The organism is Nodosilinea sp. P-1105, from assembly GCF_012911975.1.
Taxonomy (GTDB): Bacteria; Cyanobacteriota; Cyanobacteriia; order Phormidesmidales; family Phormidesmidaceae; genus Nodosilinea.
Genome location: NZ_SMDQ01000007.1, coordinates 100,729 through 117,885, shown reverse-complemented (window position 1 = coordinate 117,885; position 17,157 = coordinate 100,729). Strand labels below are relative to the sequence as shown.

Below are 17,157 nucleotides of genomic sequence, written 5' to 3'. Positions count from 1 at the left end.
CGGAGATTATTACAATAGTTAACGCGAGGCAGGCCGATGCCGTTCCCCTTGCCTACAACCCTCGACTGCCAGGTCGAGGGGGTTTTTGCTTGCTCCTGTTCCCTGGGTTGATGCCATGGCTTTCTCTTCGATTACCCGTGCTCTGCAACGCTCTCCCCTCACCAGCGAACTGCTCGGCAAGTTAGACCAACAGGGACAGTTGATCCTGAATGGTGTCTCCCGCTTTCCCAAGGGGCTGATTGCCTCTGCCCTGGCCCAGGCTCAGGATCGTCCCCTGCTGGTGATTACTGCCACCCTGGAAGAAGCAGGCCGCTGGGCCAGTCAACTGGAGGCCATGGGTTGGGACACGGTGCATTTTTACCCCACTTCCGAAGCCTCCCCCTACGACCCCTTTGACCAGGAGTCTGAAATGACCTGGGGCCAGTTGCAGGTGCTGGCCGACCTACTGGCCCTGCAGACGACCGCCGAGACGTCCGAGTCCAAGGCTTTGGCGATTGTTGCCACCGAGCGAGCCTTGCAACCCCATTTGCCCCCGGTCGCGGCCCTGGCCCCCTACTGCCTGCGGCTGAGCCTGGGCCAGGAGGTGACTGTGAAAACCCTGGCCCAGCAGCTGGCAAACCTGGGCTATGAGCGCACCCCCACCGTTGAAACCGAAGGCCAGTGGGCCCAGCGGGGCGACATTATTGACGTGTATCCCGTCGCCAGTGAACTGCCCGTGCGGATAGAGCTGTTTGGCGACGAGCTAGAGCGGTTGCGGGAGTTTGACCCGGCCACCCAGCGCTCCCTGGACACCATTGACCAGCTGGTGCTCACCCCCACCCAGTACGGTCCGGTGATTATCGATCACCTGCGCCAGCAAGGGAAGCTAAACGACCTGCTCTCCGACGCCGCCCAGGAAGGACTGGACAGCGGCATTTTGCCCGAAGGACTGCGCCGCTGGCTGGGTCTGGCGTTTCCCAACCCCGCCTCTCTGTTGGACTACCTGCCAGACACCAGCCTGATCGCCATCGATGAGGTGGATCAATGTCAGGCCCACAGCGATCGCTGGATCGAGCATGTGGAGGACCACTGGCAAGAAGGCAGAAGGGGAGATGGAGAAGTTGGGGAGGATGGGGCAGAAACCCACCCCTCCCCCTCCCAGGAGGGGACGGATGCAGACTCATCCACCCATCCACCCATCCACTCATCCACCCACCCACTCCCCAAGATCCACCGCCCTTTCACCGATACCCTGACCGATGCCGAAGTTTTCCCTCGACTGTTGCTCTCGGAGCTGAGCGAGGCGAACCATGGCGGGCTGAATCTGGCCAGTCGTCCAGTTCCGGCAATTCCCCATCAGTTTGGCAAGCTGGCGGAGACCATTCGCAAAGAATGCGATCGCAAGTATGCGGTCTGGTTGGTCTCAGCTCAGCCTTCGCGATCGGTGGCGTTGCTGCAAGAGCATGACTGCCCGGCCCAGTTTATCCCCAACCCCAAAGACTACAACGCCATCGACAAGCTGCACACTCAGCATGTGCCGGTGGCGGTCAAGTATTCGGGGTTGGCAGAGATGGAGGGGTTTGTGCTGCCCACCTTTCGACTGGTGGTGGTCACGGACCGGGAGTTTTTTGGCCAACATACCCTGGCCACGGGGGGCTACGTCCGCAAGCGTCGCCGTTCCACCTCTAAGCAGGTGGACCCCAACAAAATGAAGCCTGGGGACTTTGTGGTCCACCGCAGCCACGGTATCGGCAAATTCATCAAGCTGGAAAGCCTGACGGTCAACCACGAAACCCGAGACTACCTGGTGATTCAGTACGCCGACGGCCTGCTGCGGGTGGCGGCGGATCAGGTGGGCTCCCTGTCGCGCTATCGGGCCGCCAGTGGTCAGGCACCGGTGCTGAACAAAATGACCAGCAGCGCCTGGGAGAGAACCAAAGGCCGCGCTAAAAAGGCGATCAAAAAGGTGGCGGTGGATTTGCTGAAGCTCTACGCCCAGCGGGCCAAGCTGGAAGGGTTTGCCTACCCCACCGATATGCCCTGGCAGCAGGAGCTGGAAGACTCCTTCCCCTATCAGCCCACCCCCGACCAGCTGAAGGCGGTGCAGGATGTGAAGCGGGATATGGAAAGCGATCGCCCCATGGACCGACTGGTTTGCGGCGATGTGGGCTTTGGTAAAACCGAAGTGGCCCTGCGGGCTATCTTTAAAGCGATCACCGCCGGTAAACAGGTGGCTCTGCTGGCCCCCACCACCATCCTCACCCAGCAGCACTACCACACCCTGAAGGAGCGCTTTGCCCCCTACCCGATCCAGGTGGGGCTGCTCAACCGCTTCCGCAGCCAAACCGAAAAAAAAGAGATCCTGCAGCGGCTGAAGACCGGCGAGTTGGATGTGGTGGTCGGTACCCATCAGCTACTGGGGAAGGGGGTCAACTTCAAGAGTCTGGGTCTGCTAGTGGTGGACGAAGAACAGCGGTTTGGGGTGAACCAAAAAGAGCGGATCAAATCCCTCAAAACCCAGGTGGATGTGCTCACCCTCAGCGCTACCCCCATCCCTCGCACCCTGTACATGGCCCTATCCGGTGTGCGGGAAATGAGCCTGATTACCACGCCGCCCCCCTCCCGCCGTCCGATCAAAACCCACCTGTCGCCCCTGGACCCGGAAGCGGTGCGTACCGCCATCCGCCAGGAGCTCGATCGCGGCGGGCAGGTGTTTTATGTGGTGCCCCGGGTCGAAGGCATTGAGGATGTATCGGCCAAAATTCGCGAGATGGTGCCCACCGCTACCATCGCGATCGCCCACGGGCAGATGGACGAAGGGGAACTGGAATCCACCATGCTCACCTTCAGCAACGGGGAGGCCGACATTCTGGTCTGTACCACCATCATCGAGTCGGGTCTCGATATTCCCCGGGTCAATACCATCCTGGTGGAAGACGCCCACCGCTTTGGCCTCTCCCAGCTTTACCAACTGCGGGGCCGGGTCGGCCGGGCCGGTATTCAGGCCCATGCCTGGCTGTTCTATCCCAAAAAATCCCTCACCGACAAAGCCCGCAAGCGCCTGCGAGCCATCCAAGAATTTACCCAATTGGGCTCGGGCTACCAACTGGCCATGCGGGATATGGAGATTCGCGGTGTGGGTAACCTGCTGGGGGTCGAGCAGTCCGGCCAGATGGATGCCATCGGTTTTGACCTTTATATGGACATGCTAGAAGAGGAAATTGCCGAAATTCGCGGCCAAGATATTCCCAAGGTGGAGGACACCCAGGTGGATCTCAATGTCACCGCCTTTGTACCGAATGACTACATTCCCGACCTGGAACAAAAGATGAGCGCCTACCGCTCCCTGGCCAGCGCCAGCAGCAAGGTAGAGCTGATGCAGATTGCGGCGGATCTCAGCGATCGCTATGGCCCCATTCCCCACGCCACCGAGCAACTGGTGCGCATGCTGGAACTGAAGCTGGTGGCCAAGGCGGCAGGCTTCTCTCGGATCAAACCCGAGGGCAAGCAACATGTGGTGATGGAAACCCCGATGGAAGAACCCGCCTGGAAGTTGATCAGCGAGAAACTGCCCAGCCACCTGAAGTCCCGCTTTGTCTACAGCGGTGGCAAAGTCGTGGTGCGCGGCCTGGGGGTGCTGAAGCCCGAAAAGCAGCTAGAAAGCCTGACGGAGTGGCTGGGGTATTTGCAAGGGGCGATCGCAGAGCCGCTGGCGAGTTAGGTCTTGCTTTCCCCAGACCCCAGGGTTTTTGAAAAACCCTGGGGTCTTCTCCAGGACATCCCAAAATGCTTTGTTCGACCCTAGACAGATAAGCTGCCAGTAGTCTATGCCGCATCGGCCAAGCGTTCTTCGAGGTCTTGCCGTAGGGCCAGGTAGTTGCGGTAGTCATTGGCCCACTCTACATACAGAGCCTCGTCACTCAGTTGCCCTTGGCTATACTGGTTGAAAAAGTCCTCGGAGGAGAGCTGTTGACCACTTTCGTAGATGCTCAGCCGTTTGGCCACGGCAACCAAGGCGTCTAAGGGCGAGGTGTACTCTATCGTCTGTTTCTGCATCATGAACTCCTACCATGGGAAGTGCCTGGGTAGGCTTAAGCCTAATCTACCTGATCTGATGGTCAACGGAGGTCACAGCAATGTGAAGTCGCGCTTTGTCTACAGCAGCGGCAAGGTGGTGGTGCGCGGCCTGGGCGTGCTGAAGCCCGAAAAGCAGCTGGAGAGCCTGACCGAGTAGCTGGGGCATTTGCAGGGTGCGATCACAGAACCGTTGGCTAGACAAGGCTAAATCTACCTGGATTCGAGGATTTTGCAAAAGTTCTAAGGTCTATCAAAACACGAAAATTCCCTCTCGTAGTGTTGATGATTTGATCAGTAGATCTTCAGTCTGTTCCTTGTTTAAACTTCATCATAGAAATATGTATTAGAATGGGCAATGGCAAGACAGCAGTCAGATTAAGACATTCTATTGTTTCTCTATTCAAATGGACATCTGATCCGAGTCTCAACAGAACACTTATTGGCTTTTTCAAAAAACGTGAGATTGACAATTCTAAAAAATTTTTCGATTGGGTAGCAAATCAATACCTAGATTGGTTCTATGAATCTTCTTCGACTAAAGTAATATCATATTTTGTAGCGATCCTTATCCCTTTCGTGATTTGGGTTGAGAAAGAAAATATAAACACAGCCAGAGATGTTTTGACTGTGCTTTTAGAAAGAAGTGAAGCAATAGCCTTGATTTCAGCAGTTACACTATTCTTCAAAGAGGCTAGAAGCAGAAAAAGACAAGCACACTATTCAGCATGGCAGGTGATAGATAACGCGGTGGGAAATCCAGCCAGCTATGCTCGTTATCAAGCCCTACAGGACTTGAACTCAGACAACATAAAACTTGAAGGATTAAGTTCTCCCAGTGCTTACTTGCCTGGTATTAATCTAAAGGAAGCATACCTTGTCAGGGCAAATTTAGAGAAGTCACAACTTATGGATGCAGATCTAACGTCAGCAGTTCTGAGCTGGATTGACTTAACTGATGCAGATCTGACATCAGCAATTCTCAAGGGTGCTCAATCCTACAAGGCAATCTTGAAAGGAGTCAAGCTTGCAAACGCAAAATTAAATCACTCTCGTTTTAACTACGCTGATTTTAGCGAGGGTTCTGAGAGATCTGTTTTAGATGAGGCCGACTTTAGCTATGCAGACTTTGGAAAGTGTAACTTTAATGGAGCAAGCTTAGTCGGAGCAACTTTTTACAAGACTTATTGTAGTGCCAATCTGGTGAATACAGATCTTAGTTATGCTCGTCTGGAAGACTCAGATTTTTCTAATGCTGACTTGAGTCAAGCCAATTTAGATTATACGGAAATCAAAAATACTGATTTCAGGCATGCTGATTTAAGTCATGCAAATCTACGTAATTCGTCGCTTATTAATGTTAACTTTGAGAACGCAAATCTTAGTCATGTAGATCTTCAAGGAGTAAATCTTAGTTATGTAAATTTGACTAATGCTGATTTAAGTAATGCGAAATTAGACTTTTTCATTCATCCAAATGAGAAACCTATCCTTGCTAAAGCCAAGAATCTGCCATCAACTATAAAGATGCAGATAGACAGCAGAAACTAAAGTTACAGGTAAGTCTGGAAGGTGGATGCAGAAGATATTAACGATATATATTAAGGGAAAGATTGATCTTATGAACAACAAAGCTATTATCTGGCAAGAAGACGATGTGTGGTGTGTATCTGTGCCTGCTTTGCCTTGGTTGTCACACCTGGGGAGAAAGCTATGATCGCCTGCTCGAAATGCTAGAAGATGCTATTCAGGGTTGGTTAGATATTACTGGTTTGTCACATGAGGTGGAAAGAGCACTATGAACAACGCTCAACTGCGGCACACGATCAATCATTATCTGGATCAGCTATCGGGCGATCGCCTCCGCCTCGTAGCCGACTTCCTCAATTTTCTAGTTCACACCGAGCATAAAGCCCAACCCCAGGTCACTGAATCTGCCGATTTCCGGCCCCCATCTGGCGGTTCCCTACTCAGTCATACCGAAACCTGGGAAGGCACAGACTTTGAAGACTGCCTAGAAACCGTTTACGAAACCCGCTCCCAGATCCAGGCCTAAGCGATGTATCTACTCGATACCAATCACTTCAGTCGGTTGATTCAGGGGGACCTGACCATGCGCCGCAAAATTGCTGAGGTCGGTGAGCAAAATGTTGCCGTGAGCATCATTACAGCAGGTGAAATTTACTACATGGCATACCACTCCGAGCGCCAGCAAGAAAATCTCCGCCGCGCTAGAGCATACTTGGCTGACATCGGCATTTATTCCCTTAACGAGTCAATCTCTGAACTGTATGGCCAATTCAAATCTGCACTCATTCGCCACTATGGCCCCAAAGAGCGTCAAAAACGCCGCAAAACCAGAATTGAGGAAATTGGCATCAGCGATAACGATTTATGGATCGCCTGCACCGCTTTACATTATTCACTAACGGTTGTTTCCCGCGATCAAGATTTTCCTCGTATGCAGCAAGTCCGCAACTTCCCTCTAGAATCCTGGCTCTAATGCCCTCTAACCCCATGCCACCCTCTGAAGATGACTTGCAGCCGGAATACCGCTTTGACTATCAAAAAGCGAAGCCTAATCGATTTGCCGTCGGGCATGATGTCGAAAAGCTTAAAGTTGTTGTTTTAGACGACGATGTGGCTCAGGTATTTACTACCCCTGAAGCGGTCAATAAAGCCCTTAGGGCATTTATCGAAGCGATGCCGCAGCCATAAGCTAAGTGAAACTTTTCGCAAGCCCTGATTCTATCAGGCAAATGTTTAAGGTGTCTCAGATCCCAAGGTTTTTGAAAAACCCTGGGATCTTTGCTGCCACAGATTCATTGATCTTCGGCTTCGCTAGCGTTGTCTTCGGCTATGGCAGCCAGAGCCATGGTCATGGTGGTGAGAATGTCTGACTCTGCATCGGATACTGCCAGGGTTTCTTGCCGCCACTGGTCTCCTAAAGTTGGATCCTTGACTTTCCGCTGCCTGTGATCCTTGAGTAGCAAGTCTTCCAGAAAGCATCCTACTCTAACAAGCCAGTCAATTCTAAATTTGTAGGCTGGGTGGCGCGCCAGCAGAACCCAACAAGGCTGACTGCAGTTGGGTGCCCCTGCGTTTCACCCCACCTACTGGACCCTAATTTTTAGTCTTGACGCTGCACTAGCAGTTCTTCGAGGTCTTGCCGTAGGGCGAGGTAGTGGCGGTAGTCGTTAGCCCACTCCACATACAGAGCTTCGTCACCCAGATGTCCCCAGCTATACTGGTCAAAAAAGTCTTCTGAGGAGAGCTGTTGACCCTTTTCGTAGAGGCTCAGCCGTTTGGCCACGGCAACTAAAGTGTCTAGAGGTGATGTGTACCCTATGGTCTGTTTCTGCATCATAGACTCCCACCATGGGAAGTGCTTGGGTATGTTTAAGCTTAATTTACCTGATCTGATGGTCGACGGAGGCCCCAGCAATGTGAAGTCACACGTTGTCTACAGCGATGGAAACGGAACAACACAAGTTTCGACTTTGGTGCCAAACAAAGGGGCAAACCTATGAAAACTCAGTATCCGCTCTTTTCCCAAGTCGCCTTAGCTGAAGATTTGCCTGAGCACTACCTAAAACGGGGTGATATTGCCACCGTGGTAGAGCATTACCCTATGCCTGACAACGAAGATGATGGCTATAGCTTAGAAGGGTTCGGTGTGCCAAATGTAACTGTTGAAGTCTCGGCTTCACAAATTGTGTCAGTGAGCCAATGGCAGCAAAAAGAAGAACTTTTAGTAAAACTACGTCAACTCTCTCAACCCAGACTACTACAACTCGAAGAATATCTTGATTTTCTATTGCAGAAAGATCAATCAGAGCAAAAAAGTGCATAGCTGCCATCTGTTCCAGGGTAGCGAGAAATTCTCAGCTACACGCACAGCAGACGACTCATCCCATCAACCTTGATAGCTAAGGCCCAAACTAAGATGACTGTTCTAGACGGACGTTATGAAGTCTTTAAAGAATTGAGTGCTGGAGGGTTTGGAATTACCTACCTGGCAAAGGATCTGCGCCGTCCTGGCCAACCTCAGTGTGTGGTAAAGCAATTGCGTCCTCAGCGAGATTTTTCTTCTGATCAGTGGCAGGTGGCTCGGCGTTTGTTTGATCAAGAAGCTGAAATACTTGAGCGTCTGGGCCGCCATGACCAAATTCCCTTATTGCTGGCTCACTTTGAAGAGAACGGCAATCTTTTCATTGTGCAGGATTTTATTCAGGGGCGAACCCTGCGGGATGAATTAAAAGCTGTAAAGCGTTTGCCTGAAAACGATGTGATTACACTGCTGCGCCAAGGGCTAACAGTACTCGCCTATGTTCACCAGCAAGGAGTAATTCACCGAGACATCAAACCTGAGAACTTGATCCGACGCCAAGATGGAGTTATCTGCCTGATTGATTTTGGCATCGTCAAAGAGTTTTCCGTGCAGCACCTTGGACGGACTACTGTAACGCCCGAATCTAAACAGATGTCTACTACTGTTAGTATTGGTACATATGGATATGTGCCGTCAGAGCAGGGGCGAGGCAAGCCTCTTCCTGCCAGTGATATTTATGCTCTAGGCATGGTTGCCATCGAGGCGCTAACAGGGCAATTACCCAGAGACTTTAATATTGACCCTTCTACAGGAGAGGTAGTCTGGCAGCCAGGCGTACAAGTAAGTACTGTACTTGCTAATGTCCTAACGAAAATGGTGCGCCAGCACTATAGCCGTCGTTACGCCAACTGTGAAACTGTTCTCAAGGATCTTGAAGTTCCTCTTCAACCCTTACCTTTTCATTCTAAAACAGTTGTTGCCAGCCCTAAACCACCCCCTCCATCAAAGCCTGTTACTGCCTCTCAGCATAGGCAATCTTGGCCCAATCTCTTACAGTTAGGAGGGTTTGCAGGAGTAGGATTGGCATTGTTAGTGCTAGGGTCAAGATTTATCGACCGCCCAGTCAATCCAGAAATTAGCGTGTTAGAACCAGTAGCACCTGAAACTACAGCGGAGTCTGCACCCACCTCGTTAACAACTGCTGATGGGCTTTCGTCACAAACATCTGGCAGGCTAAATGAAAATCACTCACCGACGCCCGCAGATGGTGAGCCTTTACCAGTATCATCTCCAACTCCTTCAGTTCCCCAAGTTGCAAACTCGGATGACTTCTCATGGCTGTCACACCGATACGTTTTGGAAGTTGATTTAGTGGGAAAAACCCCTTGGCAGCTAGACGTGATGAGAAATTCGATTTTTGCCCGTCATGGACGTCTCTTTAAAAGCAGTGAGCTGCAGAGTTACTTTAACCAACAGCCTTGGTATCAACCCATCTATATGCCCGACGATTTTCCAGGCGAGTTGATTTCTCCAATAGAAGAAAAGAATGCTCAATTTATCCTAGATTTTCAAAATCGAAATGAATTGCGATATATTCCCTAAAATTTAGTTCTTTTGAAGATGCTATCCAGCGCTGACTAGATACTGCGGGTTTGTCAGATGAGGTAAAAAAACTATGAACAATACTCAGCTACGACACACGATCAATCATTACCTGGATCAACTATAGCTGTTCTCACTTACATGAAGTACAGATCATTTACTCAAGCCTATTAATTTAGTGGCTTCCCAAACTGAGATGTACCTCGCCTATCCAAGAACCGCTATATCGGGCGATCGCCTCCGCCTTGTCGCCGACTTCCTCAATTTTCTTGTTAACACTGAGCATCAAGCCCAACCCCAGGTCACTGAATCTGCCGACTTCCGGCCCCCATCTGGTGATTGGCTAGCGGGGTCCAGACCTCGGAGTTTTTCAAAAACTCTTTGTTTGCCGCTATAGATTCGCGATCGCATCGGGGACTGGATATTTTTCGATTTCGCTGAGGGGCAGCAGAGCGATCGCCCTGCCATGCCGTTTCATCTCGCTTGACCATGGATTGCTCCAAGGGTAGCGCAAGTCATCCCCAACTCACACCCAAGTCATACCGTCTGAAACCCTTGTGGGGACTGAACTTTCACGGCATCCCAACGATGATGGACTCATCCAAAACACAAGAGAGTTCACCATGAAACCCACTAAAACTCCAGTCGCCTTCAACCTAATTTTTATCGCCGTTCTATCCCTCACCTTGGGCTCTGGCGGTACAGCCCTGCACCTAGCCAACCAGCCCACCCTCACCGATCAGCAGAGCCGCCTGCTCGACAGCGCTCTCGACACTTGGAAGATGGGCACTATCACCGTGATTGGACTCCTGGGGGTTGGTGCGGCCAGCCAAGGAAATGATGTTTCGGGCTGATGACAGGCCTCAAAACTATGATCTTTTGACGTTACCCCTAGACACCGGAGCCAAACTGTTTTTATATAAGCAAAGGTAACAAAGCGTTAAGTAAGTTTACTTATCAATCATGTGTTTGCCTGACATCTCCACCCTCAGCCTTTGGCAGATAGCCCGTCCCTCGTGATGGCTATGGTTCGCGTGGTCGCGCTCCGACAGACCGCTTGGATCGTCCTCGACATTGTGTAGCCGCTTGAGGCTCAGGCGTCAGGTGGACAGGTGCCAATCTGGGACTACTCTCAGAAAGTGGCTGTTCTTCGGGTGGTTCACCGTTTGGGTGCTTGAGGCCTTTGGCGATCGCATTAAACCATTCCCCAGCCTCCATGGCGCATTCGTAAGCTGTGTAGTTAACCATAAATCTAGCAGCCGTAATGACGTTGGCTTAGGGTATGCCGCTAAGGCTGGCATCCTTTCAGCGCTTGTATCTAGCTCGTTTGGATAGGGGCTGAGATCTCCCAGGCAAAAGGGTACGGTGGCCTGCCGTCCGTTTCTTGCAGTGTTAACCAGGTCAGAGGAGGAACGAGGAATCTTGACTATCAGTAAATTCAACCTGCGCCATTTCAGGCGAGAGTGGCTATCTAACCCCAAAGCCGATATTTTAGCTGGGGCCGTGGTGGGGCTGGCCCTGATTCCAGAGGCGATCGCCTTTTCGATCATTGCCGGTGTTGATCCGAAAGTAGGGCTCTATGCCTCCTTTATCATTGCGGTGGTCACAGCCTTTTTAGGGGGGCGACCCGGCTCGATTTCCGCCGCCACCGGGGCCATGGCCCTGTTGATGATTGACCTGGTGCGGGACTGGGGCCTGGAGTATTTGCTGGTGGCTACCCTGCTGTGCGGTGTGTTTCAGGTGATTTTTGGGGTGCTAAAGCTGGGGCGGCAAATGCGCTATGTGCCCCGGGCGGTGATGGTAGGCTACATTAACGCCCTGGCGGTGCTGATTTTTCTAGCCCAACTGCCCCAGCTAACCAACGTGCCCTCGGCGGTGTACGTGATGACCGCCCTATCCCTAGGGATCATTTACATCCTGCCTCGGTTTACCACGGCGATACCGTCCCCCCTGGTGGCCCTGTTTGTGATGACCGTAGCGGCGATTGCCCTGGGCCTTGACGTGCCCACCGTGGGTGACATGGGGGAACTGCCCACCGCCCTACCGATATTTTCCCTGCCCGATGTGCCATTTACCGTGGAAACCCTGCTGATTGTGCTACCCACGTCACTAACTATGGCGATCGTCGGGCTGTTGGCCTCGTTCCTCACCGCCTCTCTGGTGGATGAGCTTACCGACACCCCCAGCGACAAAAATCAGGAGGCCAAGGGGCAAGGAGTCGCCAACATGATCACCAGCTTCTTTGGCGGTATGGGGGGCTGCGGCATGATTGGCCAATCGGTGATTAATGTGCAGTCTGGGGGGCGGGGACGCCTATCCACCCTCTGTGCCGGGGTGTTTTTGTTATTTGCCATTCTGGTGCTTAGTCGCTGGGTGCAGCAGATGCCCATGGCCGCCCTGGTCGCCGTGATGATCATGGTCTCCATTGGCACCTTCCGCTGGGCCTCCTTTCGGGACATGGCCAAAATTCCTCGCACCGAGTCAGCGGTGATGTTGACCACCATGTTCGTCACCATCTTTACCCGCAACTTCGCCCTGGGGGTGGCCACGGGCATCGTCATGAGCACGGTATTTTTCTCCCGCAAGATTGCTCAACTGGTGTTTGTCGATAAAGTCCTAAAGGACGATGGTAACCACCGAATTTACAGCGTGTCGGGGCAGATTTTCTTTGTGTCCATCGACGAATTTCTAGCTGCCTTTGACGTTGACGAGTTTATCGATCGCGTCACCATCGACCTGACCCATGCCCACCTCTGGGACCAGGGGGCCGTGGCTGCCCTGGACAAAATCGTCAATAAATTCCGCCGGTCTGGGGCCGAGGTAGAGGTGGTGGGCCTTAACGAAGCCAGCGCCACCCTAGTTGAGAAACTGGCCGTCCATAGTCAACCCACCCAACCATCCATTGCCGGAGAAAACTAAATTACTGATGAAAACCATTCTTCTGTGCACAGACGGCTCGATTTTTGCCCAGAGCAGCTACCGCTATGGGGCCTGGTTTGCCCAGCGACTGGGGGCCAGCGTGGAGGTCCTGTACGTCACCGATGCCCGGGGCAAAGCCACCGCCGAGGCCAGTAACCTGAGTGGCAGCATTGGCCTGGGAGCCTCGGAATCCCTACTGAAAAAACTGGTGGAGGTGGAGCATGAGCGAGCCCGACTCAATCACGAACGGGCCAAGCTGATTTTGCAGGAAGCTGAGCAGGTGCTCATGGAGCATGGTGCGGCCTCGGTTAGGTTGCTTCACAAAACAGGATTCCTGGTAGACGCCTTGGAAACCCTGGAAACCCATGCCGATTTGATGGTGCTGGGCAAACGGGGGGAAACGGCCGAGTTTGCCTCGGGCCACCTGGGGGCCAACCTGGAGCGCATTGTCCGGGCTAGCCACAAACCCTGCCTGGTGACGTCGCGCCAGTATCAGCCCATTGAGCGGGTGCTGGTGGCCTATGATGGGAGCGACAGCGGCCAAAAGATGCTGGCCTTTGCCACCCAGTCACCCCTGTTTCAAGGCCTAGACCTACATCTTATGACCGTGGCTAAAAATGCCGACGACACCACGGCCTCTACCCGCTTAGACCAGGCCCGATACCAGGCCCAGCAGGGCGGGTTTGAGCCCACTTGTGTACTAAAAGAGGGCAACCCGGAAACGGAAATCGCTCAATACTGCGACACCCACACCATTTCCCTGCTATTGATGGGGGCCTACGGCCACAGCCGCATCCGTCACCTGGTGATTGGTAGTACGACCGCTCAAGTCCTGCGCAGCAGTCACATACCGGTTCTGGTATTCCGCTGAAGCCCCCTGGATGGCAGCTTGGTCACGAGCTTTACCCCCTTCAGTCATGACCGCCTCGACCAACAGGAGCAATCCCCATACATGGGATGCCAAGGCACTTGGGACCAGGAATTTAGTGTCCGTTGTGCCCCTAAAGGTGGATCATAGTAGCAGCCATCACCCCCCAATGTTTGTGATTGAGGCAAGAACCCGTGTCGATTCCTCTAGTGAACTCCCTTAGTTTCCGCCACTGGCGCGGGGACCTATTTGGCGGCGTCACAGCGGCCATTGTCGCCTTACCCCTGGCCCTGGCCTTTGGCGTTGCTTCAGGGGCCGGGGCGATCGCTGGCCTCTATGGCGCTGTCTTCACCGGCTTTTTTGCGGCCCTGTTTGGCGGTACCCCCACCCAGATCTCCGGTCCCACCGGTCCCATGACCGTCGTAATTGCCACGGTGATTTCGGCCTTTGTGGCCCGCTACCCCGATGGCACCGGCCTAGCGATGGCGTTTACGGTGGTGATGCTGGGGGGGGTGTTGCAGATTATCTTTGGCCTGATGCGCTTGGGCCAATATATTACGCTACTGCCCTACACCGTCATTTCCGGCTTTATGTCCGGGATTGGGGTGATTATTGTGTTATTGCAATTGCCGCCTTTGCTAGGGCACCAGGCGGCTGGTGGGGTGATTGGCACCTTGCAGCAGCTACCGGCGTTTCTCAGTCAACCCAACTGGTTTGCATTAGGGCTAGGGTTACTTACCCTGGCCATTGTTTATGCCGTACCGACTAGCCTTAATCGCGTCTTGCCATCTCCCTTGATTGCGTTGGTCGTCGGCACCCTGGTTTCCGTCCTGTTTTTAGGGGATGTGGATCTACCCCGCATCGGCACTATTCCCCAGGGACTGCCTAACTTGAAGCTGCCCAGCTTCAACCTGCGGGAATTGGATGACATGCTGCGCTACGGCATTATGCTGGCAGTGCTGGGGGCGATCGACTCCTTACTAACCTCCCTGGTGGCCGATAGTATTTCTCGCACCCAGCACGACTCTGACAAAGAGCTGATTGGCCAGGGCATCGGCAACCTGATTTCCGGACTGTTTGGCGGATTGGCGGGGGCCGGGGCAACCATGCGTACCGTGGTGAATGTGCAGGCGGGCGGCCGTACTCCCCTATCAGGGCTAATCCATGCCCTGGTACTGTTGCTGGTCATTTTTTGGGCCGGACCCCTCACCGCCCAAATTCCCGATGCGGTGCTGGCGGGCATTTTGCTAAAAGTAGGCATCGACATTTTGGACTGGGGCTTTATCAAACGGGCTCCCAAAATTTCCCTCAAGGGCACCGGCATCATGTACATGGTGCTGTTTCTGACCGTGTTTGTCGATTTGATTACGGCGGTGCTGGTGGGGGCCTTTGTGGCCAACATGCTGACGATTAAGCGGCTATCGGATTTGCAGAGCAACCGGATTAAAACCATTACTGGCCCTACCGATAGCCAAAACCTCACCCTGGCTGAGCAAGATATTTTGATCCAGTCCAAGGGCGATATTCTGATGTTGCAGCTAGGGGGACCCATGAGCTTTGGGGCGGCGAAGAGTATTTCTCGCCGCCTATCGTTTGTCAAAAACTATCGGGCCCTGGTGCTGGATCTGAGCGAAGTCCCCACCATTGGGGTGACAGCGGCCCTGGCGATTGAGTCGATTGTGCAGGATGCGGTTAAGCGCGATCGCAATGTCTGGATTGTGGTTAAACCGGGTCAAGTGCAAAGCCGCCTCGAAACCCTAGACCTGCAACGGTTTGTCACCCAGCGTAAACGCAGTGACAGTAAAGTGCCCCCCGCCATTCACCAGGTGGAAAATCGTTTCCAAGCCCTACAGTCGGCCCTGGTGCTGATTCAGCCCCCAGTCACGGTCTAGCTATCCCCAGGCTGGTGGTCTAGTCTGCGTCAACAGCATCGACTCAATCTACTGCGAACTGGCAATGCTATGATCGACTGGTGCGGAGGGGGTTGTCCTGTAAAGAGGCTCTAAAAATCTTATCGATTATTCTGGACTCAACACGATGTTAGTTAGCAGCGAAGCCGTCAAACAAGATCTTGATCAGCTCACCCGTGAGCAGCTTCAGCAAGTTGCTGACTTTATTTCCTTTCTCAAATTTCGGGACCAGCGTCGTCGCATCGTGCTCGATCCGGATCAGCTAGCGCCCCTCGCCGACGAATTTGTCGACGAAGATCGAACCTTTGCCGAATTGGGCATAGGCGATTACGTAGACATGCTGCACCAAGAAGACTAGCTATGGCAAATCAGCTCAAACGTGGCGAAGTTTGGCTAGCGAATCTCAACCCAACCCAAGGCTCTGAACAAGCAGGAGTGCGCCCAGTTATTGTTTTTCAAAGCGATATTGTTTCTCAATTTTCGACAACCGTTATCACCATTCCCCTAACCACTAATCAGCGTCGCGCTTCATTACCCATCTGTGTGTCAATTGAGCAAGGGGACGGTGGATTATCTCAGGCCTCAGTTGCACTTTGTTTTCAAATGCGCGTTTTAGATAAGAGTCGTCTTATCAAACGACTAGGGCAGCTCAAAGCTGAAACCATTCTTCAACTTGAAGATACTGTACTCCTGACCCTCGGTTATGGGTCGTAGTGATCACTACGACCTTGCCTCATCACCGCAGCTGTGACTGGCGTTGCTAATACAGGTATGATTTGCCCCCCAGCCCCCAATTCTGATACCAATAGCGAAATCCTCATTCTGTAACAAGCTCGTGAGAAAGTTACCCCCAAAGGCTCCCCACCCCCTTCGCGCAGCGTGCCCGAAGGGCATAATTTTGGGGGAGCAAGAGCTGTCAAAGTCCCCCGCATTGGCGACATCGCTATGCTGATCAACGTACCGCTATCCTAAACCTGTGCGACTATGGCGAGTCCTTCTACCCGGCCCAGTCCCTCAAAGCTACAGGCGATCATCCGCCTACTGCGTTGGGATAAGCCCACTGGCCGGTTAATTTTAATGATTCCCGCCCTCTGGTCGGTGGTGTTGGCCGCCGATGGGCAGCCCCCCCTGCCGCTGGTGGGGGTAATCATTCTGGGTACCCTGGCCACCAGTGCCGCTGGTTGTGTGGTCAATGATCTATGGGATCGCAACATTGACCTCCATGTGGCCCGTACCCGCACCCGGCCCCTGGCCGCCCGCGACCTGTCGGTACAGGTGGGGATGGGGGTACTGGTAGTGGCGCTCTTCTGTGCTTACGGGTTGTCCCTGTACCTCAATGCCCTGGGGTTCTGGCTGTGCGTGTTGGCGGTGCCATTTATTTTGCTCTATCCCGCAGCCAAGCGGGTGTTCCCAGTGCCCCAGCTGGTGCTGTCCCTGGCCTGGGGGTTTGCGGTGCTAATTCCCTGGGCAGCGGTCACTGGCCGATTGGACCTGCCCGCCTGGATTTTGTGGCTGGCGGTGGTGCTGTGGACCCTGGGGTTTGACACGGTCTACGCCATTCCCGATCGCGACGATGATCGCCGCCTCGGGGTCAATTCTGCCGCGTTATGTTTTGGCGACTATACGCCTCAGTTTGTCGGGTTGTGCTTTTTAGGCACCTGGCTAATGCTGATTTGGTTGGGCTTACTGCAATTGCTGGCCTTGCCTTACTGGTTCACCCTGGCGATCGCGCTAGTGGTCTGGTCCCGACAGACCTATTTGCTGAGTCGCTACAAACCAGCCCAAAAGCTCTATGGTCAGATTTTCAAGCAGAATGTCCAACTGGGGTTTGTGCTATTGGCCGGTATGCTGCTGGGCACTTGGCTAACGGTACTTTAAGTGATGTAAAGCCTACGGTTGGCCATCATGGTGGCAAAGTTAGGCCAGGCCAGGGATGTAGTCGAGACTTTAGGTTTCGGTAAGTTGGTTCAGCA

At 53.2% G+C, this 17,157-nt stretch carries 18 protein-coding genes and 1 pseudogene; 15 read left to right on the top strand and 4 right to left on the bottom strand.

Annotated features, from left to right (window positions below):
- Positions 1–115 precede the first annotated feature (115 nt).
- Positions 116–3,700 (top strand): transcription-repair coupling factor, encoded by a 3,585-nt coding sequence (mfd, locus tag E1H13_RS05235; RefSeq protein ID WP_169612348.1) that lies wholly within the window; start codon positions 116–118, stop codon positions 3,698–3,700.
- A gap of 104 nt (positions 3,701–3,804) precedes the next feature.
- Here mfd and tumA (E1H13_RS05230) read toward each other — a convergent pair whose 3' ends face one another.
- The gene (gene tumA / locus E1H13_RS05230) at positions 3,805–4,035 is read right to left on the bottom strand and encodes an antitoxin TumA (RefSeq protein WP_169612347.1); all 231 of its coding nucleotides are present in this window, start codon (positions 4,033–4,035) and stop codon (positions 3,805–3,807) included.
- Positions 4,036–4,404: 369 nt separating this feature from the next.
- On the opposite strand from tumA (E1H13_RS05230), the gene E1H13_RS05220 reads away from it, so the two are divergent.
- The 5 genes and pseudogenes from E1H13_RS05220 (at position 4,405) to E1H13_RS05200 (ending at position 6,771) form a co-directional block, all read left to right on the top strand.
- The gene (locus E1H13_RS05220) at positions 4,405–5,604 is read left to right on the top strand and encodes a pentapeptide repeat-containing protein (protein ID WP_169612345.1); all 1,200 of its coding nucleotides are present in this window, start codon (positions 4,405–4,407) and stop codon (positions 5,602–5,604) included.
- Between the two features lie 70 nt (positions 5,605–5,674).
- Positions 5,675–5,855: pseudogene (locus tag E1H13_RS27905) on the top strand (type II toxin-antitoxin system HicB family antitoxin).
- Entirely contained in the window at positions 5,852–6,109 is a 258-nt protein-coding gene (locus tag E1H13_RS05210) for a hypothetical protein (protein ID WP_169612344.1), read from the top strand. The pseudogene E1H13_RS27905 and the gene E1H13_RS05210 overlap by 4 nt, the downstream one beginning before the upstream one ends.
- A gap of 3 nt (positions 6,110–6,112) precedes the next feature.
- On the top strand, positions 6,113–6,556 hold the full coding sequence (locus E1H13_RS05205) for a type II toxin-antitoxin system VapC family toxin (protein WP_169612343.1): 444 nt from the start codon (positions 6,113–6,115) through the stop codon (positions 6,554–6,556).
- 14 nt (positions 6,557–6,570) lie between these two features.
- On the top strand, positions 6,571–6,771 hold the full coding sequence (locus E1H13_RS05200) for a hypothetical protein (protein ID WP_240966462.1): 201 nt from the start codon (positions 6,571–6,573) through the stop codon (positions 6,769–6,771).
- 104 nt (positions 6,772–6,875) lie between these two features.
- On the opposite strand, the gene E1H13_RS05195 is transcribed toward E1H13_RS05200, so the two are convergent.
- Together E1H13_RS05195 and tumA (E1H13_RS05190) are read right to left on the bottom strand one after the other, a co-directional pair.
- Positions 6,876–7,046 (bottom strand): hypothetical protein, encoded by a 171-nt coding sequence (locus tag E1H13_RS05195; protein ID WP_169612341.1) that lies wholly within the window; start codon positions 7,044–7,046, stop codon positions 6,876–6,878.
- A gap of 137 nt (positions 7,047–7,183) precedes the next feature.
- The gene (tumA, locus tag E1H13_RS05190) at positions 7,184–7,417 is read right to left on the bottom strand and encodes an antitoxin TumA (RefSeq protein ID WP_169612368.1); all 234 of its coding nucleotides are present in this window, start codon (positions 7,415–7,417) and stop codon (positions 7,184–7,186) included.
- A gap of 162 nt (positions 7,418–7,579) precedes the next feature.
- Between tumA (E1H13_RS05190) and E1H13_RS05185 the strand changes: the two genes are divergently transcribed.
- Positions 7,580–7,906 (top strand): DUF4926 domain-containing protein, encoded by a 327-nt coding sequence (locus tag E1H13_RS05185; RefSeq protein ID WP_169612340.1) that lies wholly within the window; start codon positions 7,580–7,582, stop codon positions 7,904–7,906.
- Positions 7,907–7,999: 93 nt separating this feature from the next.
- Complete coding sequence (locus E1H13_RS05180; RefSeq protein ID WP_169612339.1) at positions 8,000–9,487, top strand: YARHG domain-containing protein; 1,488 nt, start codon at positions 8,000–8,002, stop codon at positions 9,485–9,487.
- A gap of 302 nt (positions 9,488–9,789) precedes the next feature.
- On the opposite strand, the gene E1H13_RS05175 is transcribed toward E1H13_RS05180, so the two are convergent.
- Entirely contained in the window at positions 9,790–9,978 is a 189-nt protein-coding gene (locus E1H13_RS05175) for a hypothetical protein (RefSeq protein WP_169612338.1), read from the bottom strand.
- Positions 9,979–10,110: 132 nt separating this feature from the next.
- Here E1H13_RS05175 and E1H13_RS05170 point away from each other — a divergent pair, with 132 nt between their 5' ends.
- The 7 genes from E1H13_RS05170 to E1H13_RS05140 all read left to right on the top strand — a co-directional run bounded on the left by E1H13_RS05170 (position 10,111) and on the right by E1H13_RS05140 (position 17,062).
- Positions 10,111–10,341, top strand: coding sequence for a hypothetical protein (locus E1H13_RS05170; protein WP_169612337.1), 231 nt, complete (start codon positions 10,111–10,113; stop codon positions 10,339–10,341).
- A gap of 568 nt (positions 10,342–10,909) precedes the next feature.
- On the top strand, positions 10,910–12,406 hold the full coding sequence (locus E1H13_RS05165) for a SulP family inorganic anion transporter (protein ID WP_240966459.1): 1,497 nt from the start codon (positions 10,910–10,912) through the stop codon (positions 12,404–12,406).
- 7 nt (positions 12,407–12,413) lie between these two features.
- The gene (locus tag E1H13_RS05160) at positions 12,414–13,277 is read left to right on the top strand and encodes a universal stress protein (RefSeq protein ID WP_169612336.1); all 864 of its coding nucleotides are present in this window, start codon (positions 12,414–12,416) and stop codon (positions 13,275–13,277) included.
- A gap of 191 nt (positions 13,278–13,468) precedes the next feature.
- A complete protein-coding gene (locus E1H13_RS05155) occupies positions 13,469–15,166 on the top strand; it encodes a SulP family inorganic anion transporter (protein ID WP_169612335.1) in 1,698 nt (565 codons plus the stop codon).
- 145 nt (positions 15,167–15,311) lie between these two features.
- A complete protein-coding gene (locus tag E1H13_RS05150; protein WP_169612334.1) occupies positions 15,312–15,542 on the top strand; it encodes a hypothetical protein in 231 nt (76 codons plus the stop codon).
- Positions 15,543–15,544: 2 nt separating this feature from the next.
- A complete protein-coding gene (locus E1H13_RS05145) occupies positions 15,545–15,898 on the top strand; it encodes a type II toxin-antitoxin system PemK/MazF family toxin (protein ID WP_169612333.1) in 354 nt (117 codons plus the stop codon).
- Positions 15,899–16,168: 270 nt separating this feature from the next.
- Positions 16,169–17,062 (top strand): 4-hydroxybenzoate solanesyltransferase, encoded by an 894-nt coding sequence (locus tag E1H13_RS05140; protein WP_169612332.1) that lies wholly within the window; start codon positions 16,169–16,171, stop codon positions 17,060–17,062.
- Positions 17,063–17,157 lie beyond the last annotated feature (95 nt).